Raw genomic sequence first — 26,205 nt, 5'->3', positions numbered from 1 at the left:
TGCCCGATCCCGCCCCAAACAGATCGGCAATAAACGTCAGGACAGCGCCGAGCAAACCGACACCCAGTCCAATGACCGCAGAGCCGATCACGAACCAGGCGATGACACCAACGATCGCTCCGGTTATCCCCGAACCGAACAGCCGCCCGAACATGGAGCGCAGGATGCCGCCGATGACCAGCGGGCCGAACAGCAGAAAGAAAAAAAGCGGCTCGATGTCGTTCCAATCGCCGAAATTCACGCTCCGCGAGGGCGTCGGCAGCGGCTCGCCATCGATGACGCGGATCATGCGATCGACGCCCGCCGTGATGCCGCCGGCGAAATCGCCACTCCTGAATTTCGGCGTGATGGCTTCGTCGATGATGCGCCGCGACGTGACGTCGGTGAGCGCGCCCTCGAGGCCGTAACCGACCTCAATGCGGAGGTGCCGGTCGTTCTTGGCCACCACGAGGATGGCGCCGTCGTCGATCTTCTTGCGTCCGATCTTCCAGGCCTCCGCAACGCGGATCGCGAACTGCTCGATGGTCTCCGGATCCGTCGTCGGCACGATCAGGACGACGAGCTGGCTGCCTTTGCGGGTCTCGAAGTCCTGCAGCTTTTGCGACAGCGCGGCGATGTCGCCGCTGGAGAGCGTGCCGGTCTGATCGACCACGCGGCCGGTGAGCTGGGGTATGGCGACGTCGGCTGAGGCGGGAAGCGCAAAGGTGAACAGGAGCGCGACCGTGATGGCAACACACCACCACACACTCGCTGTCATCGCCCGGCTCGACCGGGCGATCCAGTATTCCAGAGACGCCAGCGGGATACGGTGAAGCCGCGGCGTACTGGATTCCCCGCTTTCGCGGGGAATGACAGTGGCGGATGGGGCATGCATCGGGGTCGAAGGCACTTACTTCGATGGCGCCGGATTGAAATCGACCTTCGGTGCGGTCGAGATTTCCTTCTCGTTTGCGACCGAGAAGTTCGGCTTCTCCTTGTAGCCGAACATCATGGCAGTGACGTTGCTCGGGAACGAACGGATGGTGACGTTGTAGTCCTGCACCGCCTTGATGTAGCGGTTGCGCGCCACCGTGATGCGGTTCTCGGTGCCCTCGAGCTGCGACATCAGATCCTTGAACAGCGCATCCGACTTGAGCTGCGGGTAGTTCTCGGTGACCACGAGCAGCCGGGACAGCGCGCCGGAGAGCTCGCCCTGCGCCGCCTGGAATTTCTGGAATGCGGCGGGATCGTTCAGCACCTCGGGCGTCGCCTGGATGCTGCCGACCTTGGCGCGGGCATTGGTGACGCCGAGCAGCACATCCTTCTCCTGCTGCGCAAAACCTTTCACCGAGTTGACGAGGTTGGGCACGAGATCGGCGCGGCGCTGATACTGGTTCACGACCTCGGACCAGTTGGCCTTGATCTGCTCGTCCTCGCTCTGGATCGCGTTATAGCCGCAATTGGTGAGGCTCAACGAGGCCAGCGCCGCCAGCACGGTCAGGATCTTGCGCATCAAATTTCTCCCGGTGGAATCGGGCGCAAGCTACCAGATTGCGCGCGCGAGATGCCAGACATCTTGCGTCCCGGCCGTGGCCTGTGAAAAGCAGCCGATGTACGCAAGCCTCTTGCTTAATCCCGGCTGTAATAGTCAACTTGAGGGAACAACAATGCCAGGTCGGGAACGCCAGGGGAACGCGATGAGCTCGTTCGAGACCATCCTCGTGGAGAGGCCGGAGCCGGCGATTGCCCGCGTCGTGATGAACCGGCCCGACGCGCGCAACGCGCAGAACCTGCAAATGACCTACGATCTCAACGCCGCCTTCGATCAGGCGGTGCAGGACGATGCGGTCAAGGTGATCATTCTGGCCGGCAATGGTCCGCACTTCTCCTCAGGCCATGACCTGCGACCCGGCAGCAAGAATGAAGCGGGCGCGGATTTTCCGCCGATCGGAAATTGGGGCGGCTTCGCCGAAGCAAACGCTCATGGCCGCTTCGCGCGCGAGCAGGAGATCTATCTCCAGATCACGCGGCGCTGGCGCAACCTCGCCAAGCCGACCATTGCCGAGGTGCACGGCAAGTGCATCGCCGGCGGCCTGATGCTGGCCTGGGCCTGCGATCTCATCGTCGCCAGCGACGATGCGCAGTTCTGCGATCCCGTGGTCACCATGGGTGTCTGCGGCGTCGAATGGTTCGTGCATCCCTGGGAGCTCGGCCCGCGCAAGGCCAAGGAATTTCTGTTCACGGCCGATAGCTGGAGCGCGCAGGAGGCGCATCAACTCGGGATGGTCAACCGGGTCGTGCCGCGCGCAGAGCTGTCATCCGCCGTGCTGGCGCTGGCGCGCAAAATCGCGTCAAAACCGTCCTTTGCGCTGAAGCTGACCAAGGAGGCGGTGAATCGTTCGGTTGACGTGATGGGCCAACCGGCCGCAATCGACCAGGCCTTTGCGCTGCATCAGCTCTGTCACGCGCATAATCTTCAGGAATTCGGCATGATAGTCGATCCATCCGGCCTGCACCCCTCCGTGCGCAAGCCGCCGGCGGCCGCGGAGTAGATACGATGGATCTCAATCTCACCGACGAGCAACGGCTGCTGCGCGAAAGCGCGGGGCGCTTCGTGGCCGAAAGCTACGATGCCGATCACCGCCGCAAGATGGCGAACGATCCGCTCGGCTTCAGTCCGGCGGTGTGGAAACAATTCGCAGAACTGGGCTGGCTGGCGCTGCCGATTGCGGAAGAGTTTGGCGGGCTCGGCGGCAGCGCGGTCGAGATCGGCATTCTGATGGAAGCCTTCGGCCGCGGGCTGGTGTCGGAGCCGTATATCGCGACGGTCGTGCTTGGCGCTGCGTTGATCGAGCGGTGCAGCAGCACGGCGCAGAAGCAGGCAATCCTGCCGAAGATCGCGGAGGGATCGTTGAAGCTTGCGCTCGCGCATTCCGAGCGCGCGGCGCGGTTCGACCTCGGCAAGGTCGCGACCACCGCTCACAAGACGGCGCAAGGCTGGCGCCTCACCGGCAGCAAGATTGCCGTGCTCGACGGCCATGCCGCCGACGAGCTCATCGTCTCCGCGCATATCCATGATCATCAGGGGTCATCCGGCCGCATTGGCCTGTTCCTGATGCCGGCGACGACGCCGAGTGTTGCGATCTCCGACTACGAGCGCCTCGGCGGCGGACGGGCCTGCAACATCGAGCTGTCGGACGTGCAACTGCTGGAGGATGCCTTGCTCGGCAATGGGCATGACGCGCTGCCGGCAATCGAATGGGCCGTTGACCGCGCCATGGCTGCGCTTAGCGCCGAGGCCGTCGGCATCATGCAGGTGCTGCTGGACACCACGCTGGAGTACACAAAGATCCGAAAGCAATTCGGCCGGCCGCTCTCGGCCAATCAGGTGATCCGCCACCGCCTCGCCGACATGGCGGTGCAGGTCGACGAAGCGCGTTCGATGGCGCTGCGCGCCGCGCTGAAGGTCGACGCCGATCCGGTCGAGCGCGCGCGGGCGGCGTCGGGCGCGAAGGCGAAGATCGGCAGATCCGCGCGTTTCGTCGGCGAGCAGTCGATCCAGCTTCACGGCGGCATGGGCGTCACCGAGGAGCTCGAGGTCGGCGCTTATTTCAAGCGGCTGGTCGCGTTCGACACGTTGTTCGGCGGGAGCGCGCACCACTATGGCCGCCACGCCCTGCTTGGCCGCGGCACCGTGCCGGCCTGACACAAGGAGCGCATCATGGACCTGTCGTTCAATGCCGAGGAGCGCGCCTTCCAGGACGAGGTGCGCGGCTTTATTGCAAAAAATCTCACCGAGGAGATGAAGCGCGCGACCGCGCTGACGCCGTCGGTGTTCTCCGACCCCGATATCGGCATGGCCTGGCAGCGCACGCTGCACAAGCAAGGCTGGGGCGCGCCGGGCTGGCCGGTCGAGCACGGCGGTCCCGACTGGACGCCGGCACAGCGCTGGATCTTCGAGACCGAAAGCGCGCGGGCCGGCGTGCCCAATGTCAACGTGATGGGCGTGAAGATGGTCGGCCCCGTCATCATCGGCTTCGGCTCGGCGGAGCAGAAGAACTTCTACCTGCCGCGCATTCTGTCCGGCGAGGATTATTGGTGCCAGGGCTATTCCGAGCCGGGCTCCGGCTCCGATCTCTCCTCGCTGAAGACGCGCGCGGTGCGCGACGGCGACGACTACATCATCAACGGCACCAAGATCTGGACCACGCATGCCCATCACGCCAACCGCATGTTCGCGCTGGTGCGCACCAGCGACGGCCCGCGGCAGCAGGACGGCATCAGCTTCATCCTGATCGACATGAAGACGCCGGGCATCACGACCCGCCCCATCCTCACCATCGGCGGCGACCACGAGGTCAACCAGGTATTCTTCGACGATGTGCGCGTTCCCACGGCCAACCGCGTTGGGGAGGAAGGCAAGGGCTGGACCTACGGCAAGTATCTGCTTGAGTTCGAGCGCGGCTCCGGCATTGCGTCGGCAAAATTGCGCGAAGGGCTGAAGGCGATCGCGGAGCTTGCTGAATCGGACCTGACGGGCCGCGCGATCGACAGTCCTGACATCGCGACGCGCATCTCCGAGGTCGAGGTCGACATCGACGCACTGGAGATGACCGAGCTGCGCGTGCTGTCGGCGCTGCAGACCGGACAGAATCCCGGCGCGGTGTCGTCGATCCTGAAGCTGCGCAACAGCGAGATCCGGCAGGCCGTGACCCGGCTCGGCGCAGACGTGATCGGCCATGACGCCCTCGCGGTCGAGCCGATGCGCCCGCTCTACAGGCTCAACCACGAGCCGGCGATGCCGGAGGAGATGCTGACGGTGGTGCCGGAATATCTCAACGGACGCGCCTACACGATCTTCGGTGGCACCTCGGAGATCCAGCGCGATATCATCGCGAAGATGATGTTGGGGATTTAGCGCGAACTTTTTCCTCACCCTCGGTGTCGTCCCCGCGAGGGCCGGGACGACGAGTTGGACTTGTGGCGACAACCAGCACGACAATGGCCGCTAACCGCCCACCTTCGCGTCCTTGATCGCCTGCCAGATCTTCTGCGGCGTCAGCGGCGTGTTGAGCTGGGTGATGCCGAGCTCGGCGAGCGCATCCATCACGCCGTTGGTGACGCAGGGGGGGCCGCCAATGGCGCCGGATTCGCCGCAGCCCTTGGCGCCGAGCGGATTGGTGCGGCAGGGCGCGGAATCGTCGAGCGTCACCACGATCGACGGAATGTCGTCGGCGCGCGGGATGCAGTAGTCCTGGTAGCTTGCGGTGAGCAGCTGGCCGTCGGCATCATAGGACACGCCCTCATACAGCGCCTGGCCGATGCCTTGTGCGACACCCCCATGGATCTGGCCGGTGACCAGCATCGGGTTCACGGCGACACCGACGTCGTCGACGGTGGTGTAGCGCACGACCTTGGAGACGCCGGTCTCCGGATCGATCTCGACCTCGCAGATATGCGTGCCGTTCGGCCAGCTCGGACCATCCACTTCGCCTTCGGAATCGACGCTGAGTTTTGCGCCGCTCTCCTTCTCTGCAATATCGAACAGGCTGATGCGGCGGTCGGTGCCGACCACGGTGAGCATGCCGCCCTGGTACTCGATGTCTTCGATCGAGGTCTCCAGCACGTTCGCCGCCTTCTCGCGCGCCTTCTGGATCAGATCGTTGGAGGAGACCGCGACCGCCGTGCCGCCGACGAACAGCGAACGCGATCCGACGCTGCCGAAGCCCGTCGCCAGATCGGTGTCGCCCTGGACCACGTCGATCTTGTCCATGGCAATGCCGAGCGTGTCGGAGATCATCTGGGTGTAGGTGGTCTGCAGCCCCTGCCCCATTGCCATGGTGCCGGAATGCAGGATGACGCGGCCTTCCGACGTCGCGTGCAGGCTGACCTTCTCGGTGTGGGCGCGGCCGCCGGTCCATTCGATATAGGAGGTGAGCCCGCGGCCGTAGAGCAGGCCCCTTTTCTTCGCGGCCTTCTTGCGCGCGGCAAAGCCGTCCCAGTCGGCGAGCTTCACGGCGCGATCGAGCATGTGCGCGAAGGCGCCAGAATCGTAAACTTGCCCCGCCGCATTGGTATAGGGCAGCTGTGCCGGCTTGATGTAGTTGGCTTTCCGGATCGCGCGCGGATCCATGCCGATTTTCCGCGCGGCCGCGTCGAACAGGCGCTCGACGATGAACACGGCCTCGGGCCGGCCCGCACCGCGATAGGCACCGACCGGCGCCGTGTGAGTCATCACCGACTTCACCTCGAAATGCACCAGCGGCAGATCGTAGACGCCGGTCTGCACGAACGGGCCCAGCACCAGCGGAATGATGTTGGCCGCGCCCGAGGAATACGCGCCGGTGCAGCCGATCGAGCTGACGCGATAGGCCAGCACCTTGCCTTTCTCGTCGAGTGCGAAGGAAGCGGTCGAAGTCAGATCGCGGCCATGGGTGCCGCCGACGAATTCGTCGGTGCGGTCCCCGCGCCAGCGGATTTTTTTGTTCAGCTTGGTTGCGGCATAGGCGACGATACCGTCTTCGGGATAGAGGTTGGTCTTCTGGCCAAAGCCGCCGCCGATATCGCCGACCAGCACGCGAACGCTGTCCTTCGGACGCTTCAGTACGGCCTCGGCCAGCACGTCGCGAGTCGAGGCAGGCGTCTGCGACTGCACATGCAGCAGTAGGCGGCTGGATTTCTTGTCGATCTGGGCAATGGTCGAGCGCGGCTCCATGGCTGACGGCACTAGGCGCTGGCTGACGAGATCGAGCTCGACGGTATGCGCCGCCCTGGCAAAAGCCTCGTCAACCTTGGCGGCATCGCCGTAAGCCATCGCGCCGACGACGTTGTCGGGCGCCTCCGGCCACACCAATGGCGCGCCGGGCTTGACCGCCTCGACGGGATCGACCACCGCCGGCTGCACGTCATATTCGACCACGATCGCTTCGGCTGCGCTCTGCGCGTCGGCACGCGAGGAGGCCACCACGGCGGCCACGGCCTCGCCGGCGTAGCGCACGATTTCGTGCGCCAGCAGGCGGCGTGGCGGCACCGTCATCGGCTTGCCGTCGGGGCGCTTGAAGATGCTCAAGGTCGGGATGACGCCGATGTCGTCCTTGATGAGGTCGGCGCCGGTGTAGACCGCGGTCACGCCGGGCATCGCAGTGGCGGCGCTGGTGTCTATCGAGACGATCTTCGCGTGGGCATGCGGCGAGCGCAGCAGGTACAGCCACAGCGCGCCATCTTCCGGCTTGTCGTCGATGAACTGCCCCTTCCCGGTGAGCAGTCGCTGGTCTTCCAAACGCTTGACGGGTTGCCCCGCTCCGAAACGCAAATTGCCGGGAAGAATGTTCATTCCGTGGGGTCCTCAGGGTCTTTTCGAAACTGCGGGCCGCCTTTTAGCGGATCGATCAAGGGCATACCAGCCGCGCTTTTAGGCGGTATATCCGCGATTTCGTCATGCCCGGGCTTGTCCCGGGCATCCACGTACTTTCGTGTGGAGGCGCGTGGATGGCCGGGACATAGGCGAGCGAAAGCGACGCCGTCCTTCGGGCGGCTATGCCCGGCCATGACGACGAGGGGACCGGCTACGCCAGCTCCCGCAAGGCCGCTTCCACGACCTTGCACGCATCGGCGGTGAGTGCGGCCTGCGGCGGGACGGGATCGCCGACGTCGTAGCCCTGGAAGGCCAATCCGGCCTTGATGCAGGCCGCCAGGTTAAAGCGGGCAAAAGCCTCGTTGATGCGCCACAGCCTGCGCTGGAGCGCCATCGCCTCGTCCCAGCGACCGGCCTTGCAGAGGTCGTACAGCGCGACGCTCTGGCGCGGGATGATGCAGGCCGGGCCCGCCATCCAGCCGAGGCCTCCGATCAGCATCACCGCGGCCGGGATGTGGGCGGAGGCCGAGAACACCCGCAAGGCATCGCCGCAGCGGTTCATAATCGAGAGCAGCCGGCCGGTGTTGGTCGAGGCGTCCTTGATGTAGCCGATGCGCGGATGCTCGGCGAGGCGCGCAATGACGTCGAGGGTCAAATCAGAGCGCTGGAATTGCGGATTGGTGTAGATGACGACCGGGATGTCCACGGCATCGGCGATGGCGCGGAAATAGGATTCGATTTGAGCGTCGGCGAGCGGGAAATAGGCTTCCAGGATAGCCAGAATGCCGTCGGCGCCGAGCTTCTGATACGCTATCGCCTGCGCCACCGCGTCAGCCGTCGAGGTGGAGGCAACGCCCGCAACCACAGGCACACGTCCCTTTGCCGCTTCGATCGTGGCCTGCACCACCGCTGTGCGTTGGGCGGCGTTGAGATAGGCGAACTCGCCGGTCGAGCCGAGCGGGGTCAGACCATGGACGCCGGCGCCGATCAGATCGTCGCAGAGCTTTGCGAGCACGTTCGTCCGCACCACGCCGTCGGCATCGACCGGCGAAACGAGATAGGGGAAGACACCGCGAAAATCGGGCATGTCAGGGGACCCGGAGACTGGTTTGCACCTGACGGGTCTTAGCAACGCCGGCGCAGGCGATCAAACCCTGATCAGCCGCACCCGCGTGCCCCAGGGATCGATCGCCTCCACGCCATTGGCCAGCCCCGTGACTTTCGCGCCGCCCTTGCGCAGGCGCTCGTCCTGCGCGGCAAGCAGGTCCGGCTTCTCCGTCACCAGCGAGAACCAGGCGAGCCCTGTTGCCTGATCGTCGCGTTGGCCGGCACCCTGGCTCTGCCAGACGTTCATGCCGAGGTGATGGTGGTAGCGGCCCGACGACAGGAACGCGGCACCGTTGCGGCTGCGGGTCGGGTCCAGGCCGATGGCGCCGTGGTAGAAGCGCTCGGCCTGCGCGAGGTCGCCGACGCGCAGATGCATGTGGCCGATGCGCAGACCGTCCGGCGCCCTGGCATAATCAGGCACGCGCGTATTGGTCAGCGACAGCAGGTCGGGAATGTTGAGCTCGTCGGCCGCCATCTTCACGCTGCCCTCGCTCCACTGCCATTGCGAGGGATCGCGGTCGGCATAGACCTCGATCCCGTTGCCTTCGGGATCGTCGAGATAGACGGATTCGCTGACGAGGTGATCGGCGAAGCCCGAAAGCGGCACACGATGCGAAGCGGCTGCCACCAGCCAGCGCGCCAGGTCCTTGCGGGTCGGCATCAGGAAGGCGGTGTGATAGAGGCCCGCGGCGTCGCGCGGCTCGATTGTGGCATCGGGACGGGCCTCGAGCACCAGCAGCGTGATACCGGCTGTGCCGAGCCTTGCGGCAGTTGCCGAGCGTTCCATCACGGTGAGCCCGATGACGTCGCGGTAGTAGTCCGCAACCTTGTCGAGATTTTTCACGCGGAGCGTCACCATCCCGACCCGCATCGGCGTGCGGCTGGCATAGGTCGGCCCACCGCCCTGTGGTGCGCCCTCAGCGCGCGCCGCGCCCGCCGCCGCCATTGCCAGCGAGGCGGCGCCGGCAAGTTCGAGCAGGGTGCGGCGGGTGAGGTCGATGGTCATCGGTCAGGCTCGCTGAAAATCGTGAAGACGGCGCAATTTCGCGATTGCTACACGTTCCCGTGAGCGGCTCCCAATCACATGTTCGTCGGCGGTGGTCTTACAGACCAGCTTCCCTGCTCATTTCCTGGCCAAGCGGCCAGTTACGCAATCGCCCGCGACATCCCAGATTGAGGTCAGCTTACAGGAGCCTGCCATGACCGCCTCAACTCCCCTGACCTCGCTGTCGTCCGCGCTCGCGGACGTGGTGGCGCGCACCGCGCCGTCCGTCGTCGCCGTCCATTCGCATCGCTCCCGCGCCACCGGCTTCGTCTGGAAACCCGGCCTGATCGTCACCGCCGACGAGGCGCTGGCCGACGAGGGAGACGTCGAGATCGGCCTCCCCGACGGCAGCACCGCAGCCGCCACGATTGCAGGCCGCGACCATACGACGGATATCGCCCTGCTGCGCGTCGATACGGCGCTGACCCCGGTCAAGCTGGCAACAATTGTCCCGCCCCTCGGCGCGTTGTCGGTCGTCGTCGCCACCAACCGCGACACGCCGAGCGCCGCGCTCGGGATGGTGTCGCTGTCCGGCAAGAGCTGGCGCTCCTTGCGCGGCGGCGACATCGACGCGCGGATCGAGATCGATGTCCGCTTGCGCTCCAGCCAGCAGGGCGGCCTCGCGCTCGATGCATCGGGCGAGGCCTTCGGCATGGCCGTGCTAGGCCCGAGCCGTGTGCTGGTGATCCCGACAGCGACGATCGAGCGGGTCGCGGCACAGTTGGAGGCCCGCGGCCGCATCGCACGCGGGTATCTCGGCCTCGGGCTGCAGCCGGTCCGGCTCGACGACGGCGTCGGCGCGATGGTGATGAATGTCGACAAGGCCGGCCCTTCGGCCGCGGCCGGCATTCGCCAGGGCGACGTCATCGTCGCCGTCAACGACCAGAAGCTGTCCGGCGTACGCGCGCTGTCGCGGACGCTGGGTCCGGCGAGCGTGGGCGCGGTGGTCGATATCGCGGCGCGCCGCGGCGGCGAGCCGGTCAGCTTCAAGGTTACGATCGGCGAGAGGCCGGCGGCGTGAGCGAGGACATCGCGCCCGAGATCGTGCTGGCTTTGGAGATCGACGATCCCGCCCTCGCCGATCGCCTGGCTGCTCTGCTCGGCAATATCGCCGGGCTTCGCCTCGCCGAACCCGGCGAGAAGGCCGCAGCGGCGATCGTCACCCGCGATCCGCGCATCATGCCTGACGACATCGCGCTGACACAGCGCGAGCTCGATGTGCTAGCGTTGATGGCGGAAGGTGGCTCCAACAAGATGATCGCGCGTCAGCTCGGCATTTCCGTGCACACCGTGAAATTCCATGTCGGCTCGCTGCTCGACAAGCTCGATGCCACCGGCCGAACCGATGCGGTGGCACATGCGGCACGCCGCGGCGTGATCGAACTCTAGGGCGGATGCGGCGGGAAACTGAGCTGGACCGTCAGGCCCGGCGCGTTGTCGTGCAGGGCAATCTCGGCGCCATGGAGGCGAGCGACCGCGGCGACCAGGCTTAAACCAAGGCCGTTACCCGGGGTGTAGCGGCTCTGCTCCAGCCGATAGAAGCGTTTGAACACGTGATCGCGCTGATCCGCCGGAATGCCCGGACCGTCGTCGACGATCGCGATCACGGCCCCCTCGTTGGCACTGCGGCAGGTGACGGTCACCTGCCCGCCCTTGCAGCCGTGCTTGATCGCGTTATCGACGAGATTGGCGACGGCGTCGAACAGAAGGTCGCGATCGCCAATAATCGCCACCTCACGGTCGCCGTCCAGGCTGAGCCGCGTCGCGACCTGCTCGGCGGCGGCATCGTAGAGCTCGACGACCTCGCCGGCGATTTCGGCGAGATTGAGGGTGCGAAACGCGCTGCGGCGGGCGCGGGTCTCGATCTCCGAGATGCGGATGATGGAGGCGAACATGCCGAGCACGGCGTCGAGATCGGCGATGGTGTCGCCGATCAGCACCGCGTCGGCCTCGCCGTTGCGAGGGGTGTGATAGGCCTTCTCCAGCCGGCCGCGCATGCGCGTCAGCGGCGTGCGCAAATCATGGGCAACGTTGTCGCTGACCTGCTTGACCTCGCCCATCAAAGTCTCGATGCGGTCGAGCATCTGGTTGAGGTTTTCGGCGACACGGTCCCACTCGTCGTGACTGCCGCGCAAGGGAATGCGCTGGTCGAGGCCGGACATCATGATGGCGCGGCTGGTGGCGTTGATCTCCTCGATTCGCCCGACCGTGCGGCGCGTCACCAGCACCGCGGCGAGCCCCGCGAGCACCAGCATCAGCACCGCGACAGCGACCATTGCGAGCTCGATCATCGCGGTGAAGCCGCTGTGATCGCCGGCATCGCCGACACGGTTCTGCACATAGGCGATCGTGCCAAAATAGACATAGGCCATGATCGCCGCGACGATCAGCCCGAACGCCGCGATCGCAATCAGCGCCAGGCGGAAGGTCGAGGAGCGAAGCGTTTTAGCCAGGAGCACGGAGACAATATCCGATGCCGCGGATGGTGTGGATCAGCGGATAGGCCTGGGCATCATCGACCTTGCGGCGGACGCGACCGACATAGACGTCGATGATGTTGGTGGAGGGATCGAAGTGCAGATCCCAGACATGCTGGAGCAGCATCGCACGCGAGACGACGCGGCCCTCGTTGCGGACGAGATATTCGAGCAGCTGGAATTCCCGCGGCAACAGCGGAATCTTCCGGCCGCGGCGGCTCGCGCTCCGCGCGATCAGGTCGATGGCGAGATCGCCGACCCGCAGGATCGTCTCCTTGGCAACGGTGTCGCTGCGCCGGCCGAGTGCCTCCAGCCGCGCCAGCAATTCGGTGAAGGAGAACGGCTTGACGAGATAATCGTCGCCCCCGGCGCGCAAGCCCCGCACGCGATCGTCGACCTCGCCAAGTGCGGAGATGATCAGGAACGGCGCGGCGATGCCGTCGTCGCGCAACTGGCGCATCACGCTGATGCCGTCGATGTCGGGCAGCATGCGGTCGATGGTGATCACGGCATAGTCGCGCGCGGCGCCGTGGCTGAGGGCTTCGCGCCCCGTGGCGGCGAGATCGACATCGTAGCCAGAAATCGTCAGCTCCTCGACGAGTTGGCCTGCGGTTTCCGCATCGTCCTCGACGACCAGAATGCGGCGGTGACCTCCGGACATGACAAACTCCGCGCGACGATCGCCACCAGACTATCCCGTTCCGGGGCTGAGCGGAACCGCCCGATGACGATCGCGACAATGGTGCGGTACGGCGATGCTAGTACCAAGAGTCTCCGCACACATTGACCCATTGCCACCCATAGGGCGTCAAGCTCCTGCGCCAGCAGCCGTCATTGTAGCCGGCATAGTAATAGGGCGCACCGAAGACGGCGAAACGACGGAAGTGATGGTGGTGGAAGGCATGGTGGCCGTGCCAGCCGGCACCGGCAAAGCGTGGTCCGATCGCGCCATGCGCAAAGCGTGGTCCACCGAAGCCTGCTCCGCCAACATGGGCAAAGCGCGCACCGCCCATGCCGCCCACATGCATGCCGCCGAAGCCACCGGCGTGCATACCGCCACCGAAATGCCCACCACCGCCGAAATGTCCGCCACCGCCGAAGCCGCCATGTCCGCCACCACCGCCACCTCTGGCGAGCACCGGTGAAGCGAGCGCCATCACCGCTGCGATCGTCACCGCGGTGAGGCCTTTGAGAAGCCTGTTGTCCATCGAAGCATCCTCCGTGCTGCGCGGCGATATTTCTACCGCGCGAGAAGGATCAGATGAGAGCAAGGGACAGGCGCCTTCAACTTACAAACGCGCCAGATTCTGACGCCGGTGTTAGGGAGAGGACCCGCTCTCTCCTCGTCATTGCGAGGAACCCTTGCGACGAAGCAATCCAGAGTCCCGCTGTGGCAAGTGCAATCCAGAATCCGTGCCGCGGAAATAGCTGGATTGCTTCGCTGCGCTCGCAATGACGGTTTGCTTCGCTGCGCTCGCAATGACGACGCGGATAGAAGAAGCTACGCCCGCTTGCCGCCGTTCTTCTCCGCCGCGCGGCGCAGCGCTTCGGCGAGTGCGCCGCCGCCGGAAGATTCCTGCTGGCGCGGGGCCGACGATGTCATGCGGGAGGGGTTGCGTGAGCTGTTGTCCCGCTGCATGCCGGGCGCGTCCTTCTTGGCGCCGACCTCGTCGTCGAGGCGCAGTGTCAGCGAGATGCGCTTGCGCGCGACCTCGAAGTCCAGCACCTTCACCTTGACGATGTCGCCGGGCTTCACCACCTCGCGCGGATCCTTGATGTAGGTCCTGGACATCGCCGAAATGTGCACCAGGCCGTCCTGGTGCACGCCGATGTCCACGAAGGCGCCGAACGCGGCGACGTTGGTCACGGTGCCCTCGAGGATCATGCCCTTCTTGAGGTGCTTGATCTCCTCGACGCCATCCATGAACACAGCGGCCTTGAACGCCGGACGCGGGTCGCGGCCGGGCTTCTCGAGTTCGCGCAGGATGTCAGTGACGGTCGGCAGACCAAACGTCTCGTCCACGAAGTCTTTCGGCTTCAGCGTGCGAACGATGTCGCTGCTGCCGATCAGCGCCTTGATGTCGCTCTTGGTGGCGCTGAGAATCCGGCGCACCACCGGATAGGCTTCCGGATGCACGCCGGAGGCGTCGAGCGGATCCTCGCCGCCGAGGATGCGCAGGAAGCCCGCGCACTGCTCGAACGCCTTGGGGCCGAGCCGCGGCACGTCCTTCAGCGCCTTGCGCGACTTGAACGGCCCGTTGGCGTCGCGGTGTGCCACGATGCTCGAGGCGAGGCCGGAGCCGACACCCGATACGCGCGCGAGCAGCGGAGCGGACGCGGTGTTGACGTCGACGCCGACTGCGTTCACGCAGTCTTCGACCACGGCGTCGAGCGATTTGGCGAGCTTGGCCTGGCCGAGGTCGTGCTGGTACTGGCCGACGCCGATCGCCTTGGGCTCGATCTTGACCAGCTCGGCGAGCGGATCCTGAAGCCGCCGCGCGATCGACACCGCGCCGCGCAAGGTGACGTCGAGATCAGGCAATTCCTCCGAGGCAAAAGCGGAGGCTGAATAAACCGACGCGCCGGCTTCCGACACCACGATCTTGGTCATCTTCAAGTCGGGCAGGCCCTTGACGAGGTCGGCCGCGAGCTTGTCGGTCTCGCGCGAGGCGGTGCCGTTGCCGATCGCGATCAGCTCGACGCGATGTTTCAGCGCGAGCTTGCCAAGGATCGCAAGCGCCTCGTTCCACTGCCGCTGCGGCTCGTGCGGATAGATCACGGCGGTATCCACCACCTTGCCGGTCGCGTCGGTGACGGCGACCTTGACGCCGGTGCGGAAGCCGGGATCGAGGCCCATGGTGACGCGGGTGCCGGCTGGCGCCGCGAGCAGCAAGTCGCGCAAATTGGACGCGAACACGCGCACGGCCTCGGTCTCGGCGGCATTCCACAGCCGCATGCGTAGGTCGATGTTGAGATGCACCTGGATCTTGGTGCGCCAGGCCCAGCGCACGGTATCGATCATCCAGCGGTCGCCGGCGCGCTTGAGGTCGGCGATGCCGAACCGCTTCATGATCTTCAGCTCATAGACACTCGGCACGCCCGGCGGCGATGCTTCGGTCTCGGCCTGGATCTGGAGATCGAGGATCTCTTCCTTCTCCCCGCGGAACATCGCGAGGATACGGTGCGAGGGCAGCTTCGTCAGCGGCTCGGAGAACTCGAAATAGTCGGCAAACTTTTCGCCCTCGGTCTTCTTGCCGTCGCGTACCTTGGATGCCATGCGCGCATTGGTCCACACCTCCTCGCGAAGCGCGCCGATCAAATCGGCGTCTTCGTCGAAACGCTCGACCAGGATGGCGCGGGCGCCGTCGAGTGCCGCAGCGGCATCCGCAACGCCCTTCTCTGCATCGACGAAGGCTTCGGCGACGAGCTTCGGATCGTTGGTGGGCTCGGCCATGAGCTGATTGGCGAGCGGCTCGAGGCCGGCTTCTTTGGCTATCTCCGCCTTGGTGCGGCGCTTCGGCTTGAAGGGCAGATAGATATCTTCGAGGCGCGCCTTGCTGTCGGCGGCGAGAATGGAGGCTTCCAGCGCGGCATCGAGCTTGCCCTGCTCGCGGACCGATTCGAGGATGGCCTTGCGGCGGTCCTCGAGCTCGCGGAGGTAACCCAGGCGCTCCTCCAGCGTGCGCAATTGCGCGTCGTCGAGCGCACCGGTCGCTTCCTTGCGGTAGCGGGCGATGAAGGGAACCGTGGCGCCGCCGTCGAGCAGCGCCACTGTCGCCTCGACCTGCTCCGCCCGAACCCCAAGCTCCTGCGCAATTTTCTGGTTGATATTTGCCACGCGAGAACCCCTCTATCCAAGCACGCATCGCGGAGGCGAACCACCGGCTGCGGGACGCCGCTTATGGACCAATCGGGGTTGATTCATCAAGGTGCAGCGGACGACCGTCGACAAGGGATTTTTTGTCGAAGCGATGCGATCTCGCCACAATCGTGGGTGCGACGCAGACGACGCACATACTCCGTCGTCGCCCTGGCGAAAGCCAGGACCCATACCGGGGAATCCATCTATTGTGGGCGGCAGGCGTACCGAACGACGAGCCTTCGCCAAACTCACCCCTGGGTTAATGGGTCCTGGCTTTCGCCAGGACGACGAGGAGGATGCCTCGACACCTTGACAGACACCCTCGTTCGACGGCTGTTTTGTCCGCCGGGCACCTGAACCCCATGTGAGGACTATAATGCGTACCACGTCGGTCGGCGTCATTAGAATCGCCACCAAAGGCCCCGGCGACGTCTCCGGATTGATCAGCATGATCGGCTCCGGCGCGATCGATCCGACATCCATCCTGGCGATCCTCGGCAAGACCGAAGGCAATGGCGGCGTCAACGACTTTACCCGGGAATATGCCGTTGCCGCGCTGTGCACGGCGCTGGCGCCACGGCTCGGGCTGTCGCCGCAGGAGGTCGAGCAGCGCATTGCTTTCGTGATGTCCGGCGGCACCGAGGGCGTGCTCAGCCCGCACATTACAGTGTTCACGCGCAGGCAAGTCCCGCAGCGCCCGGCAGGCATCTCCGGCAAGCGCCTGAGCATCGGCATGGCGCAGACGCGGGATTTTCTCCCTGAAGAGCTCGGGCGCTCCGCTCAGATCACGGAGACAGCCGAGGCCGTGAACGCCGCGATGGCGGATGCCGGCATCGCCGATCCCGCCGACGTCCACTTCGTGCAGATCAAGTGCCCGCTGCTCACCAGTGAGCGCGTCGCGGCGGCGAACGCGCGCGGCCACAAGACGGCGACGACCAGCGCCTACAGTTCGATGGCCTATTCGCGTGGCGCCTCCGCGCTCGGCGTTGCGGTCGCGCTCGGCGAGATCGCAACCGACGTTCATGATGAGGACGTGCTGCGACGCTACGATCTGTTTTCGAACGTCGCCTCGACCTCGTCCGGAATCGAGCTGATGCACAACGTCGTCATCGTGCTCGGCAATTCGATGTCCTCGACGAGCGAATTCGAGATCGGACATGCCGTGATGAGCGATGCGATCGACGCTGCCGCCGTGCTCGCGGCGCTGGAGAGCGTTGGGCTCCGTGCCGCGCCGCAGACGACGACCGGCCGCGAGTTCGTCAACATTTTCGCCAAGGCCGAGGCCTCGCCTGACGGCAGCGTGCGCGGCTTCCGCCACACCATGCTGGAAGATACCGATATCAGCTCGACGCGCCACGCCCGGGCTGCCGTTGGCGGGTTGATTGCCGGCCTTGCCGGCACCGGGGCAGTCTATGTCTCCGGCGGCGCCGAGCATCAGGGCCCCGCCGGCGGCGGGCCGGTCGCGGTGATCGCAAAGCTCTCGAATTGATGCGCGCGCATGCAATGCGGGATTACCTCTCCATCCGGCGCAACCCTGCCCTTCGCGCCGCCTCAGTTGATTAAAGTGTTTCCGTGCGAAACTAAGATGGCGCCGCACGAAGAGGTTTGGATCGCATGACTTTCCCGATGAGCTGGAACGAATGGGCGCAGCACGATGGCGTGGGGCTGGCCGCGCGCGTCCGCAAGGGCGAGCTCACGGCGAAGGAGTTGGCGCGCCAGGCCGCCGCGGGCGTTGCCAAGGTCAATCCGGCACTGTCGGGCGTGGTCGAGCTGTTCGATGACGTGATCGCCGATCCGGCCAAGGACGGCGCCAATCTCGCTGGCCCGTTCGCAGGCCTGCCCTTCCTGATGAAGGACCTCGGCCCGACCATGAAGGGCCGGCTCCAGGAGATGGGCTCGCTGCTGATGCGCGGCAATCGCGCCAGCGCCGACACGTTCCTGACCGGCAAATTCCGCCAGGCCGGACTGAACCTGATCGGACGCACCACGACGCCGGAATTCGGCGTCTGCAGCTCGGCCGACAATCCGGCCGTCTATGTCACGCGCAATCCCTGGGACACCGACTACACCACCTGCGGCTCGTCGGCCGGCAGCGCCGCAATGGTCGCGGCCGGCGTGGTGCCGATCGCACACGCGACTGACGGCGGCGGCTCGATCCGCATTCCTGCCGGCGTCAACGGCAATATCGGGCTGAAGGTCTCGCGCGGCGTGTTCTCGCTCGCACCGCACATGTCCGATCTCACCGGCCTGGTCTCGATCCAGGGCTGCCAGTCGCGCTCGGTGCGCGACACCGCCGCCTTCGTCGATCATGCAAGGGGAGCGGCGCCGGGCGAGTTCATGCCGTTCTGGACCACGGCGCAGCCCTATTCCGAGATGATCAAGCGCGATCCGTCAAAGCTTCGCATCGCGCTGTCGCACAGCTGGGGCGACTACACCGCGACGCCAGAGATCGCCGCCGAGCTGGCGAAGGCCGGCCGCTTCCTCGAAGGCCTCGGCCATCACGTCGACTACGCCCTGCCCGAGCTCGACTTCCGCGCCGCGTTCGAGGCGCAGACCACCTGCTACATCTCGAATTTTGCGGTGGTGATCTCGAACATGCTCGCCGCGCGCGGACTGGAACGGCCGCCGGAAGACCTCATCGAGCCGATGAATATCAGGATCTGGGAAGCCGGCCGGCATACGAGCTTCGCCGAGCGGGCGAAGATGCAAGGCGTGTTCAACACGACCTCGCGCGCCTTCGGCGCTTTCTTCGAGCAGTGGGACGTGATCCTGACCCCGATCACCGCGCTGCCGACGCCGAAGGTGGGCACCCGGGAGTATCTCACCATCTCCGACAATCCTGACGTGCTCGACTGGTTCGGCAATCTCTGGCGCTTCTTCGCCTTCACGCCGCTCGCCAATCTCTGCGGCATGCCGGCGATCTCGATGCCGATGGCCACGCAGGAACACGGCCTGCCGCTCGGCATCCAGGCGATTGCGAAACAGGCCAATGACGGCCTGCTGCTGCAACTCGCCGCCCAGATCGAGCGCGCGCTCGACGGCAAGTGGAACGACGGCAGGAAGCCGAAGGTGCATGTGAGCTGAGTGAGTTGATCGCATTAACTTGCGATCCGCTAACTGCCTCAGTTCTTCACCGAGGGAATTTCCTCCGGCCGGGGCTGCTGCTGGCCCTGCTGGTACATTGCCAGCGCCTTTTCGAGCGCTTCGCGCAGCGCCAGCGCGGCGGCCACGCTGCAACGCAGATGCGCGGTCTGAACGACGTCGACCCTGACGGCAGCGCCGACCGGCATCAACAAATTGGCCGCAAGCTCGATCTGGATCGCGCCGTTGTGGTGGCCGAAGCAGGATGCACCGTCGAAATAGATGATCGGCGCCCGCTCCGAGCTCGAGGTCGAAATGATGACGGGCCCCTGGCTGGTGGCGGGCGTTTCGGGATCGGCCATGGGCACTCCTTGCGGCTAGTCGAACGAACGAGGCGCCCACCATCGTTGCTTCGGCCCGCCCTGTCGAGGCCAAACCGCCCCGGCACCTGCCGTGGGACGCGCATCCGGGTTTTTGCGCCGCGCCCGCCACTGGTCTAGAATGTCCTCATGTCCAGCTCACCGACCACACTTTCGTTCGAGGACCTCGCCGAGGCGATCAAGGGTCGCCGCTCCGATTACGGCCAGATCAGCGGGCTCCAACTCGACCGCTTCGCGCCTCGCGAGGCCTGGTCCAGCCTGCCCTACCGGCCCGTGTTCGTCGGCGATACCGAGACCGGCGTGCTGCATGGCGGCGTCGTCACCGCGATGCTGGACGAGAGCTGCGGCATGGCGGTGCAACTTGCGCTCGACGGCACGAGCGCGATCGCGACGCTCGATCTGCGCATCGACTATCAGAAGCCGGCGACGCCGGGCCTCGACATCAAGGCGCATTCGGTCTGCTACCGCACCACGCGTTCGATCGCCTTCGTGCGCTCGACCGCCTATCAGGACTCCGAGGACGATCCGGTCGCGACCGCCACCGCCTGCTTCATGATCGGTGCCAACCGCACCAACATGCTCGCAGACCGCAGGATGGACTCCCGCAACATCCCGACGCTGGAGGCGCACGACGATCCGGACGGCCCGTTCGCCAACAGTCCGTTCGCGCGCTGCCTCGGCATTCGCGTCAACGACGACGACACACTGACGATGCCGTTCTCGCCAAAGATCATCGGCAACCCGATCCTGCCTGCGATCCATGGCGGCATGACCGGCGCCTTCCTCGAGACCACCGCGATCTTCGGAGTGGCGCGCGAACTCGGCGCAGCCGCGCTGCCCAAGCCGATCGGACTGACCGTCAACTATCTGCGTTCGGGCCGCGCGCTCGACACCTTCGCCAACGTCTCGATCGTGAAGCAGGGTCGGCGCATCGTCGCCTTCGAGGCGCGGGCCTGGCAGGACGATGCGAACAAGCCGATCGCCACCGCCTTCGGGCATTTCATGCTGCGGCCGACGCCCGGAAACGACGAGGAATAGGCGCATTTTCCCTTGACGGCCAGGGTCTGGGCCACAACGATAGCATGTTCCCGCGAGAGGTATTGGGTTGCGGCATCCGCTCGACATCGTCGCCATGTTCGCCGCGCTCTGGCTGCTGGCAGCGATGGTGCTCGACGCGCTGACTCCGAAGGAGCTGACGACGGTGATGATCGGCATCGCCATCGGACCCGCCGTCGTCATCACCGCCGTGTTCTACTATCTGCGCTGCCCGCGCACCGATTTCGCGGTGATGTTCGCCGCGCTGTGGCTGATCTCCGACATCGGCATCGCGTTCATCTCCCCGGCGCAGCTGCCGCATTTCCTGATCGCGCTCGGCTTCGTACCGGCGCTGCTGATCGGCATCGTGCTGCACTGGCAACGCTTCCAGCGCCGCCATGAGCGGCTGCCCGTGCCGTCGGTCAAGCGGGGTTAGCGCGGCAGCAAATTGGTCTTGGCGAGATCGACGACCTCGTCGCCGCGGCCGTTCATCACGGCGCGCAGGACCCAGAGGCTGAAGCCCTTGATCTGTTCGGGCGTGATGGTCGGCGGCATCGACAGCTCCTGCTTCGCCGTGACCACGTCGAGCAGCGCCGGTCCGTTGTGGGCCAGCATCTCCTTCATCGCGCCCGGGAGCTCGCCGGGATCCTCGACGCGCCTTGCGAAGATGCCCATGGCGCGCGCCATTGCCGCGAAGTCCGGATTCTCCAGATCGACATTGGTGTCGACGAAACCGGCCGCCTTCATCTCCAGTGCGACGAAGCCGAGCACGCCGTTGTTGAAGATGACCACCTTCACCGGCAGCTTCATCTGCGTCAGCGTGATCAGATCGCCCATCAGCATGGTGAAGCCGCCGTCGCCCGAGAGCGAGATCACCTGGCGGCCGGACTGCGCGGCCTGCGCGCCGATCGCCTGTGGCATGGCATTGGCCATCGAGCCGTGCACGAACGAGCCGATCAGCCGGCGGCGGCCGTTCATCTCGAGATAGCGCGCGGCCCACACCGTCGGCGTGCCGACATCGGCGGTGAACACGGCATCATCAGAGGCGTGGTCGCTGATGACCTTGGCGAGATATTGCGGATGGATCGGTTTGCTGCCCGGCGTGCCCTTCGCGAGCGAGTCCAGGCCCTCGCGTGCTTTCTTGTAGTGCGCGATCGCATCGTCGAGATGCCTGCGCTGCGTCTTGGCCTTGAGCAGCGGCAGCAGCGCCTCGATGGTGATCTTGACGTCGCCGACGAGGCCGAGATCGATCTTGCAGCGACGACCGAGATTCTCCGGGCGGATGTCGATCTGGGCGACCTTCGCATCAGTCGGGAAGAACTGCTTGTAGGGAAAATCAGTGCCGAGCATCACCAGCGCGTCGCAGGCGTGCATGGCGGCATAGCCGGAGGAGAAGCCGATGAAGCCGGTCATGCCGACGTCGTAGGGATTGTCGTATTCGACGTGCTCCTTGCCGCCGAGCGCATGCACGATCGGGCTCTTCAAGGCTTCCGCGAGTTGCATCAACGGCGCATGCGCACCGGCGCAGCCACGGCCGCAGAACAAGGTGATGCGCTCGGCGCCGTTCAAGAGGTCTGCGAGCGCCTTCAGCTCATCGGCCTGCGGCACGATTTTCGGCGCCGACAGTGCAAGGCCACGCGCCGTCGACAGTGCGCGCTTGGGTGGGCTGCGGAAGGCGACGTCGCCGGGCATGGCGACGACGGCAACGCCGCGCATGCCGACCGCCGCGCGGATCGCGTTTTCCAGCACATAGGGCAGCTGACTCGGATCGGAGACCAGCTCGCAATAATGGCTGCACTCGCGGAACAGGTTTTGCGGATGCGTCTCCTGGAAATAGCCGCTGCCGATCTCGGCCGTCGGGATTTGCGCGGCGATCGCCAGCACGGGAACGCGGCTGCGATGGGCGTCGAACAGGCCGTTGATCAGATGCAGATTGCCGGGACCACACGAGCCCGCGCATACCGCAAGGCTGCCCGTCATCTCCGCTTCCCCGGCAGCGGCGAAGGCCGCGACCTCCTCGTGCCGGACATGGATCCATTCGATCGTGCCGCGCCGCCGCAGCGCTTCGGTCAGCGCATTCAGGCTGTCGCCGACGATGCCGTAGATGCGCTTGACGCCGGCCTGTTCGAGCGTTGCCACGAACAGATCGGCCACGTTGTTGATTGCCATGTCGGTCTCCTGATCTTGCTTCTGCGGCAAGATAGGATAACGCGCAACAGTGACGGCATCACGGCTTGTTTATTGCTGCTTCAGTCTTTCGCAATCGCCCGATCGTAGGCCGTGATCGTCAATTTTGCGCGAGCGGCAACGTCCGTTGCCGTCATGCCGGGCTTGTAGAGGCTAGAGCCGAGCCCGAACGCGGTGACGCCGCCCTTGATATACTCCGCGAAATTCTGGTCGGAGACGCCGCCGACGGCGGCGATCATCACGCCGGCCGGCAGCACGGCACGGATCGCGGCGATGCCGGACGCGCCGAGCACGCTGGCCGGAAAGAACTTCAGGCCAGAGGCGCCGGAGCGCGCGGCCAGCAGCGCCTCGGTCGGCGAGAACACGCCCGGTAGCGTGACCATGGCGTATTGGTGCGCACGCGTGAGCACCTGTGTATCGACATTCGGCGACACCATCAGCTTGCCGCCGACATCGTTGAGCCGATCGACATCCGCTGTGGTCAGCACCGTGCCGGCGCCGATCAGCACGCCGGCCGGCGCGAGCTTGACGGCGGTGGCGATGGAGCGGAACGGATCGGGCGAGTTTAGCGGGATCTCGATCGCAGTCATGCCGGCCTCGATCAGCACGCCGACGATGGCCTGCGTTTCCTCGGGCTTCACGCCGCGCAGGATCGCGACCAGTGGTCGCTTCATCGCCGGAAAGGGAACGCTCATCTCGACTATCCTCTCATTTCGTCCAGATCGCGCCAGCCGCCATTGACAGACCGCGGCGGACGGCTTCATCGGCATCGACCGGCTTCACGGTGACCGACAGCGCGTCGAAAGCCAGCCTGTACAGCATTGCGAGCCGCCCCGAGGCAATCAGCGTGATTCCAGCTTTCGGCATCGCGCCGGAGAGCCCTGCCGCCAGCTCGACGCCGATCAACGTGCCCGACAGCGTTTCGCGCGCCGCGGTCGGTGTGCCCCCGAACAGGAGCTGACGCGACCGCGCGCCGAACAGAAAATTGGCGGCGAAGGCCGGCGCTTCGTGCGCGGCCTTCACCGCAGCCTGGAAGCTCGTGACATCCTCGGCGTCTTCGGCGCCCGCGACCGCAAGCGACAAAATCGTCTCGCGCGACACGACGCTGAAGAGCTCACCGGTCATGAAAGTGGAGAAATGCGCGACTGTGCCGTCCTTGACTCGTACCCATTTCGAATGCGTGCCGGGCATGCAGACCAGCGCTTCACCGGCGGCATCAAGCCCGAGCGCGCCGAGCAGCTGCGTCTCCTCGCCGCGCATCACGTCCGGTGCTTTTGCATCGCGCTGCGCGATACCCGGCAGGATGCGGATGTCGCGGGCTTCGCCGGACACGCGCGCCGCCTGCTTCAGAACAGCGGAGAGTGGCGCGGGCGTATCGACATAACCGGCCTCGATCCAGCCGGTACGCGCGCCGGCCATGCCGCAGACGAGGACAGGCAGATGATCGGACGCCTCGACTGCCGCGAGATGCGATTGCAGCACGGCGGCAAAGCCGGCCTTCGCGGCCACCAGCATGCCTTCATCGCTGCGGCGCTCGGCCAGCACCTCGCCGGCGCGGTCGATCAGCCAGAGCCGGAAGCTGCTGGTGCCCCAGTCCACCGCGACATAGGCAGGTTCGGTCATCTCAACGCGTATCCTCGTCTCACCGCCGAGACGCCGTCTCGCGACAATGAGACGGGGCCCCGCAAATCTGCCCCGGGATATCGGCTATTGCTGCCGCAAACCAGCCTTTTTTCGCGGGTCTGGGGCGCCGTTCGCGGTGGCACACCGCTTGCGAAGAGGTGGCACACCGCTTGCTAAAGCGTTCCCGCTCACGTCCGTGAACCGCGCAACAAGACGCGTCAACATCAGATGAGGAAACCCATGGAGATCGGTTATTTCACGATGCCGTCGCACCCGCCGGAGTGCGGCCTGAAGGAAGGGAACGACTGGGACCTGCAGGTCATGCGCTGGCTCGACGAGCTCGGCTATCAGGAGGCCTGGGTCGGTGAGCACCACACCGCGCCCTGGGAACCCAATCCCACGCCGGATCTGCTGATCGCACAGGCGCTGATGCAGACCAAGAATATCCGCATCGGACCGGGCGGCTTCCTGCTGCCCTATCACCACCCGGCCGAGCTCGCCAACCGCGTCGCAATGCTCGATCACCTCTCCGGGGGACGACTCAATTTCGGAGTTGCGGCCAGCGGCCTGCCAAGCGACTGGGCCATGTTCAACGTCGACGGCATGAGCGGACAGAACCGCGACATGACGCGCGAGGCGCTGGAGATCATTCTGAAGATGTGGAGCGATCCCGCGCCCTGGACCTACAAGGGCAAGTTCTGGACGGTGACCAAGCCGGACACGATGTTCGACTTCCTCAAGCCGCACATCAAGCCGTTGCAGACGCCGCATCCGCCGATCGGCGTCGCCGGACTCTCGAAGAATTCGGACACGCTGAAGCTCGCCGGCGAGCGCGGCTTCATCCCGATGAGCCTCAACCTGAACCCCGCCTATGTCGGCAGTCATTGGGATTCGGTCGTAGCAGGTGCCGCCAAGACCGGACGCAAGCCGGACCGCGCGGATTGGCGGCTGGTGCGCGAGGTGTTCGTCGCCGATACCGACGAGGAAGCGTGGAGGCTCTCGACCGGCGACATGATGGGCCGGATGATGGGCGAGTACTTCCTGCCGCTGCTCGGCCATTTCGGGTTCAAGGACTATTTGAAGCACGCGCCCGACGTGCCCGATAGCGATGTCACCGTCGAATATTGCGCCAAGCGGAACTGGATCGTCGGGTCGCCCGCGACCGTCGCCGAGAAAATCGAGAAGATCTACGAGGAGGTCGGTGGCTTCGGCGTGCTGCTGGTGTTCGGCTTCGACTACAAGCACAAGGCGGAAGCCTGGCATCGCTCGCTGTCGCTGCTGAGGAACGATGTGATGCCGCGCCTGAAGCATCTCGGCTCCGCGCAGAAGGCGGCTTGACCCGACGCGGGTGCGGCGCGATCGTGCCGCACCCGTTCTTTCTGGAGACCATCGCGTGAGCGTGGACGCAAAGGAATTCAAGCAGGCGATGCGCCAGTGTGCCGGCGCCGTCGCGCTGGTGACTGTGGGGGCCGAGCACGGCAAGCGCACGGGGCTGACGGTCACCTCGGCCTGCTCACTGTCGGACTCACCGCCATCCCTGATCGTCTGCGTCAACCGCAACGCCAGTGCGCACGCGCGTATCCGCGAGGAAGGCGCGTTCGCGATCAACTTCCTGCATGAGGACCACGCTCTCCTCGCGCTCACCTTCAGCGGCCAGAAGGGCGTCAATGGCGACGACCGTTTTGCGTTCGGGGAGTGGACGCGCGGGGTGACCGGCGCGCCGGTGCTGAGCGACGCGGTCGCCGCATTCGACTGCGTGCTGGCGCAGGAATTCGAGACGACGACGCATTCGATCTTCGTCGGCGAGGTGCGCGGCGCATCGCATTCCGACGGCGCGGCGCCGCTGGTGTATCTGCGCAGCAGCTTCCACGTCCCTCACGAAATCCGCGGCACAGTAACCGTCGGCGATCTCGACTCACGACATCTGAGCTGGAGCGATTTTTCCTAAGGCAGCGGCGCCAAGCGCGCTGCCGTTCTCTTCTCCCTTTGTGGGAGAAGGTGGCCCGAAGGGCCGGATGAGGGGTTCTCTCCGCACGTTCAACTGCAAGAGAGAAGTGCTCGCGGAGAGAACCCTC

Annotated in this window: 24 protein-coding genes; 11 read left to right on the top strand and 13 right to left on the bottom strand. The window is 65.5% G+C overall.

Annotation, left to right across the window (positions count from 1 at the left end):
- A partial coding sequence (locus tag IVB47_RS23195; protein ID WP_247464618.1) for a YgcG family protein occupies positions 1 to 757 on the bottom strand: 757 nt, incomplete at its 3' end.
- 132 nt (positions 758 to 889) lie between these two features.
- Positions 890 to 1,492: a LemA family protein gene (locus tag IVB47_RS23190; RefSeq protein ID WP_247282472.1), complete on the bottom strand. Its 603-nt coding sequence runs from the start codon at positions 1,490 to 1,492 to the stop codon at positions 890 to 892.
- A 184-nt stretch (positions 1,493 to 1,676) separates the two neighbouring features.
- Between IVB47_RS23190 and IVB47_RS23185 the strand changes: the two genes are divergently transcribed.
- From IVB47_RS23185 to IVB47_RS23175, 3 genes are read left to right on the top strand one after another with little or no spacing between them, the layout of a single operon-like run.
- Complete coding sequence (locus IVB47_RS23185) at positions 1,677 to 2,531, top strand: enoyl-CoA hydratase (protein WP_247464616.1); 855 nt, start codon at positions 1,677 to 1,679, stop codon at positions 2,529 to 2,531.
- Positions 2,532 to 2,536: 5 nt separating this feature from the next.
- Positions 2,537 to 3,685, top strand: coding sequence for an acyl-CoA dehydrogenase (locus IVB47_RS23180; protein WP_247464613.1), 1,149 nt, complete (start codon positions 2,537 to 2,539; stop codon positions 3,683 to 3,685).
- Positions 3,686 to 3,700: 15 nt separating this feature from the next.
- The gene (locus tag IVB47_RS23175; RefSeq protein WP_247464609.1) at positions 3,701 to 4,897 is read left to right on the top strand and encodes an acyl-CoA dehydrogenase family protein; all 1,197 of its coding nucleotides are present in this window, start codon (positions 3,701 to 3,703) and stop codon (positions 4,895 to 4,897) included.
- Between the two features lie 90 nt (positions 4,898 to 4,987).
- Here IVB47_RS23175 and IVB47_RS23170 read toward each other — a convergent pair whose 3' ends face one another.
- The 3 genes from IVB47_RS23170 to IVB47_RS23160 all read right to left on the bottom strand — a co-directional run bounded on the left by IVB47_RS23170 (position 4,988) and on the right by IVB47_RS23160 (position 9,446).
- Complete coding sequence (locus tag IVB47_RS23170; RefSeq protein WP_247464607.1) at positions 4,988 to 7,312, bottom strand: xanthine dehydrogenase family protein molybdopterin-binding subunit; 2,325 nt, start codon at positions 7,310 to 7,312, stop codon at positions 4,988 to 4,990.
- Between the two features lie 232 nt (positions 7,313 to 7,544).
- A complete protein-coding gene (locus tag IVB47_RS23165; RefSeq protein WP_247464605.1) occupies positions 7,545 to 8,420 on the bottom strand; it encodes a dihydrodipicolinate synthase family protein in 876 nt (291 codons plus the stop codon).
- A gap of 60 nt (positions 8,421 to 8,480) precedes the next feature.
- Entirely contained in the window at positions 8,481 to 9,446 is a 966-nt protein-coding gene (locus tag IVB47_RS23160) for a VOC family protein (RefSeq protein ID WP_247464602.1), read from the bottom strand.
- A gap of 193 nt (positions 9,447 to 9,639) precedes the next feature.
- Between IVB47_RS23160 and IVB47_RS23155 the strand changes: the two genes are divergently transcribed.
- Together IVB47_RS23155 and IVB47_RS23150 are read left to right on the top strand one after the other, a co-directional pair.
- Positions 9,640 to 10,506 carry a S1C family serine protease gene (locus IVB47_RS23155; protein WP_247464598.1) on the top strand — a complete coding sequence of 289 codons (867 nt, stop codon included), beginning with the start codon at positions 9,640 to 9,642 and terminating at the stop codon, positions 10,504 to 10,506.
- The gene (locus tag IVB47_RS23150) at positions 10,503 to 10,874 is read left to right on the top strand and encodes a helix-turn-helix transcriptional regulator (protein WP_247282480.1); all 372 of its coding nucleotides are present in this window, start codon (positions 10,503 to 10,505) and stop codon (positions 10,872 to 10,874) included. Before IVB47_RS23155 ends, IVB47_RS23150 begins: the two co-directional genes overlap by 4 nt.
- Here IVB47_RS23150 and IVB47_RS23145 read toward each other — a convergent pair.
- The 4 genes from IVB47_RS23145 to IVB47_RS23130 all read right to left on the bottom strand — a co-directional run bounded on the left by IVB47_RS23145 (position 10,871) and on the right by IVB47_RS23130 (position 15,800).
- On the bottom strand, positions 10,871 to 11,944 hold the full coding sequence (locus tag IVB47_RS23145) for a HAMP domain-containing sensor histidine kinase (RefSeq protein ID WP_247464596.1): 1,074 nt from the start codon (positions 11,942 to 11,944) through the stop codon (positions 10,871 to 10,873). The genes IVB47_RS23150 and IVB47_RS23145 overlap by 4 nt on opposite strands.
- A complete protein-coding gene (locus IVB47_RS23140) occupies positions 11,931 to 12,623 on the bottom strand; it encodes a response regulator transcription factor (RefSeq protein WP_007596553.1) in 693 nt (230 codons plus the stop codon). Before IVB47_RS23140 ends, IVB47_RS23145 begins: the two co-directional genes overlap by 14 nt.
- Before the next feature lie 97 nt (positions 12,624 to 12,720).
- Positions 12,721 to 13,170, bottom strand: a complete 450-nt coding sequence (locus IVB47_RS23135; RefSeq protein ID WP_247358050.1) for a hypothetical protein — start codon at positions 13,168 to 13,170, stop codon at positions 12,721 to 12,723.
- Positions 13,171 to 13,463: 293 nt separating this feature from the next.
- Positions 13,464 to 15,800 (bottom strand): Tex family protein, encoded by a 2,337-nt coding sequence (locus tag IVB47_RS23130; RefSeq protein WP_247464594.1) that lies wholly within the window; start codon positions 15,798 to 15,800, stop codon positions 13,464 to 13,466.
- A 400-nt stretch (positions 15,801 to 16,200) separates the two neighbouring features.
- On the opposite strand from IVB47_RS23130, the gene IVB47_RS23125 reads away from it, so the two are divergent.
- Complete coding sequence (locus IVB47_RS23125; protein WP_247464591.1) at positions 16,201 to 17,313, top strand: ring-opening amidohydrolase; 1,113 nt, start codon at positions 16,201 to 16,203, stop codon at positions 17,311 to 17,313.
- 125 nt (positions 17,314 to 17,438) lie between these two features.
- Positions 17,439 to 18,908: an amidase gene (locus IVB47_RS23120; protein WP_027565257.1), complete on the top strand. Its 1,470-nt coding sequence runs from the start codon at positions 17,439 to 17,441 to the stop codon at positions 18,906 to 18,908.
- A 38-nt stretch (positions 18,909 to 18,946) separates the two neighbouring features.
- Here the strand turns inward: IVB47_RS23120 and IVB47_RS23115 are convergent, their stop codons facing one another.
- Entirely contained in the window at positions 18,947 to 19,267 is a 321-nt protein-coding gene (locus tag IVB47_RS23115) for a hypothetical protein (RefSeq protein WP_027565258.1), read from the bottom strand.
- A 147-nt stretch (positions 19,268 to 19,414) separates the two neighbouring features.
- Here IVB47_RS23115 and IVB47_RS23110 point away from each other — a divergent pair, with 147 nt between their 5' ends.
- Positions 19,415 to 20,323: a PaaI family thioesterase gene (locus tag IVB47_RS23110; RefSeq protein WP_247464588.1), complete on the top strand. Its 909-nt coding sequence runs from the start codon at positions 19,415 to 19,417 to the stop codon at positions 20,321 to 20,323.
- 67 nt (positions 20,324 to 20,390) lie between these two features.
- Positions 20,391 to 20,756, top strand: a complete 366-nt coding sequence (locus tag IVB47_RS23105; RefSeq protein ID WP_027565260.1) for a hypothetical protein — start codon at positions 20,391 to 20,393, stop codon at positions 20,754 to 20,756.
- Here IVB47_RS23105 and poxB read toward each other — a convergent pair.
- The 3 genes from poxB to IVB47_RS23090 all read right to left on the bottom strand — a co-directional run bounded on the left by poxB (position 20,753) and on the right by IVB47_RS23090 (position 24,130).
- On the bottom strand, positions 20,753 to 22,489 hold the full coding sequence (gene poxB / locus IVB47_RS23100) for a ubiquinone-dependent pyruvate dehydrogenase (RefSeq protein ID WP_247464584.1): 1,737 nt from the start codon (positions 22,487 to 22,489) through the stop codon (positions 20,753 to 20,755). The genes IVB47_RS23105 and poxB overlap by 4 nt on opposite strands.
- Before the next feature lie 80 nt (positions 22,490 to 22,569).
- Positions 22,570 to 23,202 carry a 2-dehydro-3-deoxy-6-phosphogalactonate aldolase gene (locus IVB47_RS23095; RefSeq protein ID WP_247464581.1) on the bottom strand — a complete coding sequence of 211 codons (633 nt, stop codon included), beginning with the start codon at positions 23,200 to 23,202 and terminating at the stop codon, positions 22,570 to 22,572.
- Positions 23,203 to 23,215: 13 nt separating this feature from the next.
- Entirely contained in the window at positions 23,216 to 24,130 is a 915-nt protein-coding gene (locus tag IVB47_RS23090; protein ID WP_247464578.1) for a 2-dehydro-3-deoxygalactonokinase, read from the bottom strand.
- Between the two features lie 240 nt (positions 24,131 to 24,370).
- Between IVB47_RS23090 and IVB47_RS23085 the strand changes: the two genes are divergently transcribed.
- Both IVB47_RS23085 and IVB47_RS23080 read left to right on the top strand, forming a co-directional pair.
- Positions 24,371 to 25,468: an LLM class flavin-dependent oxidoreductase gene (locus tag IVB47_RS23085; protein ID WP_247464576.1), complete on the top strand. Its 1,098-nt coding sequence runs from the start codon at positions 24,371 to 24,373 to the stop codon at positions 25,466 to 25,468.
- Positions 25,469 to 25,523: 55 nt separating this feature from the next.
- Positions 25,524 to 26,078 carry a flavin reductase family protein gene (locus IVB47_RS23080; RefSeq protein ID WP_247464573.1) on the top strand — a complete coding sequence of 185 codons (555 nt, stop codon included), beginning with the start codon at positions 25,524 to 25,526 and terminating at the stop codon, positions 26,076 to 26,078.
- Positions 26,079 to 26,205: the final 127 nt, after the last annotated feature.

It is taken from the genome of Bradyrhizobium sp. 62, from assembly GCF_023073035.1.
Taxonomy (GTDB): Bacteria; Pseudomonadota; Alphaproteobacteria; order Rhizobiales; family Xanthobacteraceae; genus Bradyrhizobium.
The sequence above is the reverse complement of the archived record's forward strand: the minus strand, read 5'-3'. Positions and strand labels throughout refer to the sequence as shown.

What these genes read in the sequence shown, in the direction of transcription:
- poxB (WP_247464584.1), bottom strand. Translation starts at nt 22,489, where the DNA reads ATGGCAATCAACAACGTGGCCGATCTGTTCGTGGCAACGCTCGAACAG.
- IVB47_RS23120 (WP_027565257.1), top strand. Translation starts at nt 17,439, where the DNA reads ATGACTTTCCCGATGAGCTGGAACGAATGGGCGCAGCACGATGGCGTG.
- IVB47_RS23125 (WP_247464591.1), top strand. Translation starts at nt 16,201, where the DNA reads ATGCGTACCACGTCGGTCGGCGTCATTAGAATCGCCACCAAAGGCCCC.
- IVB47_RS23175 (WP_247464609.1), top strand. Translation starts at nt 3,701, where the DNA reads ATGGACCTGTCGTTCAATGCCGAGGAGCGCGCCTTCCAGGACGAGGTG.
- IVB47_RS23155 (WP_247464598.1), top strand. Translation starts at nt 9,640, where the DNA reads ATGACCGCCTCAACTCCCCTGACCTCGCTGTCGTCCGCGCTCGCGGAC.
- IVB47_RS23190 (WP_247282472.1), bottom strand. Translation starts at nt 1,492, where the DNA reads ATGCGCAAGATCCTGACCGTGCTGGCGGCGCTGGCCTCGTTGAGCCTC.
- IVB47_RS23115 (WP_027565258.1), bottom strand. Translation starts at nt 19,267, where the DNA reads ATGGCCGATCCCGAAACGCCCGCCACCAGCCAGGGGCCCGTCATCATT.
- IVB47_RS23095 (WP_247464581.1), bottom strand. Translation starts at nt 23,202, where the DNA reads ATGAGCGTTCCCTTTCCGGCGATGAAGCGACCACTGGTCGCGATCCTG.
- IVB47_RS23090 (WP_247464578.1), bottom strand. Translation starts at nt 24,130, where the DNA reads ATGACCGAACCTGCCTATGTCGCGGTGGACTGGGGCACCAGCAGCTTC.
- IVB47_RS23165 (WP_247464605.1), bottom strand. Translation starts at nt 8,420, where the DNA reads ATGCCCGATTTTCGCGGTGTCTTCCCCTATCTCGTTTCGCCGGTCGAT.
- IVB47_RS23110 (WP_247464588.1), top strand. Translation starts at nt 19,415, where the DNA reads ATGTCCAGCTCACCGACCACACTTTCGTTCGAGGACCTCGCCGAGGCG.
- IVB47_RS23185 (WP_247464616.1), top strand. Translation starts at nt 1,677, where the DNA reads ATGAGCTCGTTCGAGACCATCCTCGTGGAGAGGCCGGAGCCGGCGATT.
- IVB47_RS23170 (WP_247464607.1), bottom strand. Translation starts at nt 7,312, where the DNA reads ATGAACATTCTTCCCGGCAATTTGCGTTTCGGAGCGGGGCAACCCGTC.
- IVB47_RS23180 (WP_247464613.1), top strand. Translation starts at nt 2,537, where the DNA reads ATGGATCTCAATCTCACCGACGAGCAACGGCTGCTGCGCGAAAGCGCG.
- IVB47_RS23085 (WP_247464576.1), top strand. Translation starts at nt 24,371, where the DNA reads ATGGAGATCGGTTATTTCACGATGCCGTCGCACCCGCCGGAGTGCGGC.
- IVB47_RS23160 (WP_247464602.1), bottom strand. Translation starts at nt 9,446, where the DNA reads ATGACCATCGACCTCACCCGCCGCACCCTGCTCGAACTTGCCGGCGCC.
- IVB47_RS23135 (WP_247358050.1), bottom strand. Translation starts at nt 13,170, where the DNA reads ATGGACAACAGGCTTCTCAAAGGCCTCACCGCGGTGACGATCGCAGCG.
- IVB47_RS23140 (WP_007596553.1), bottom strand. Translation starts at nt 12,623, where the DNA reads ATGTCCGGAGGTCACCGCCGCATTCTGGTCGTCGAGGACGATGCGGAA.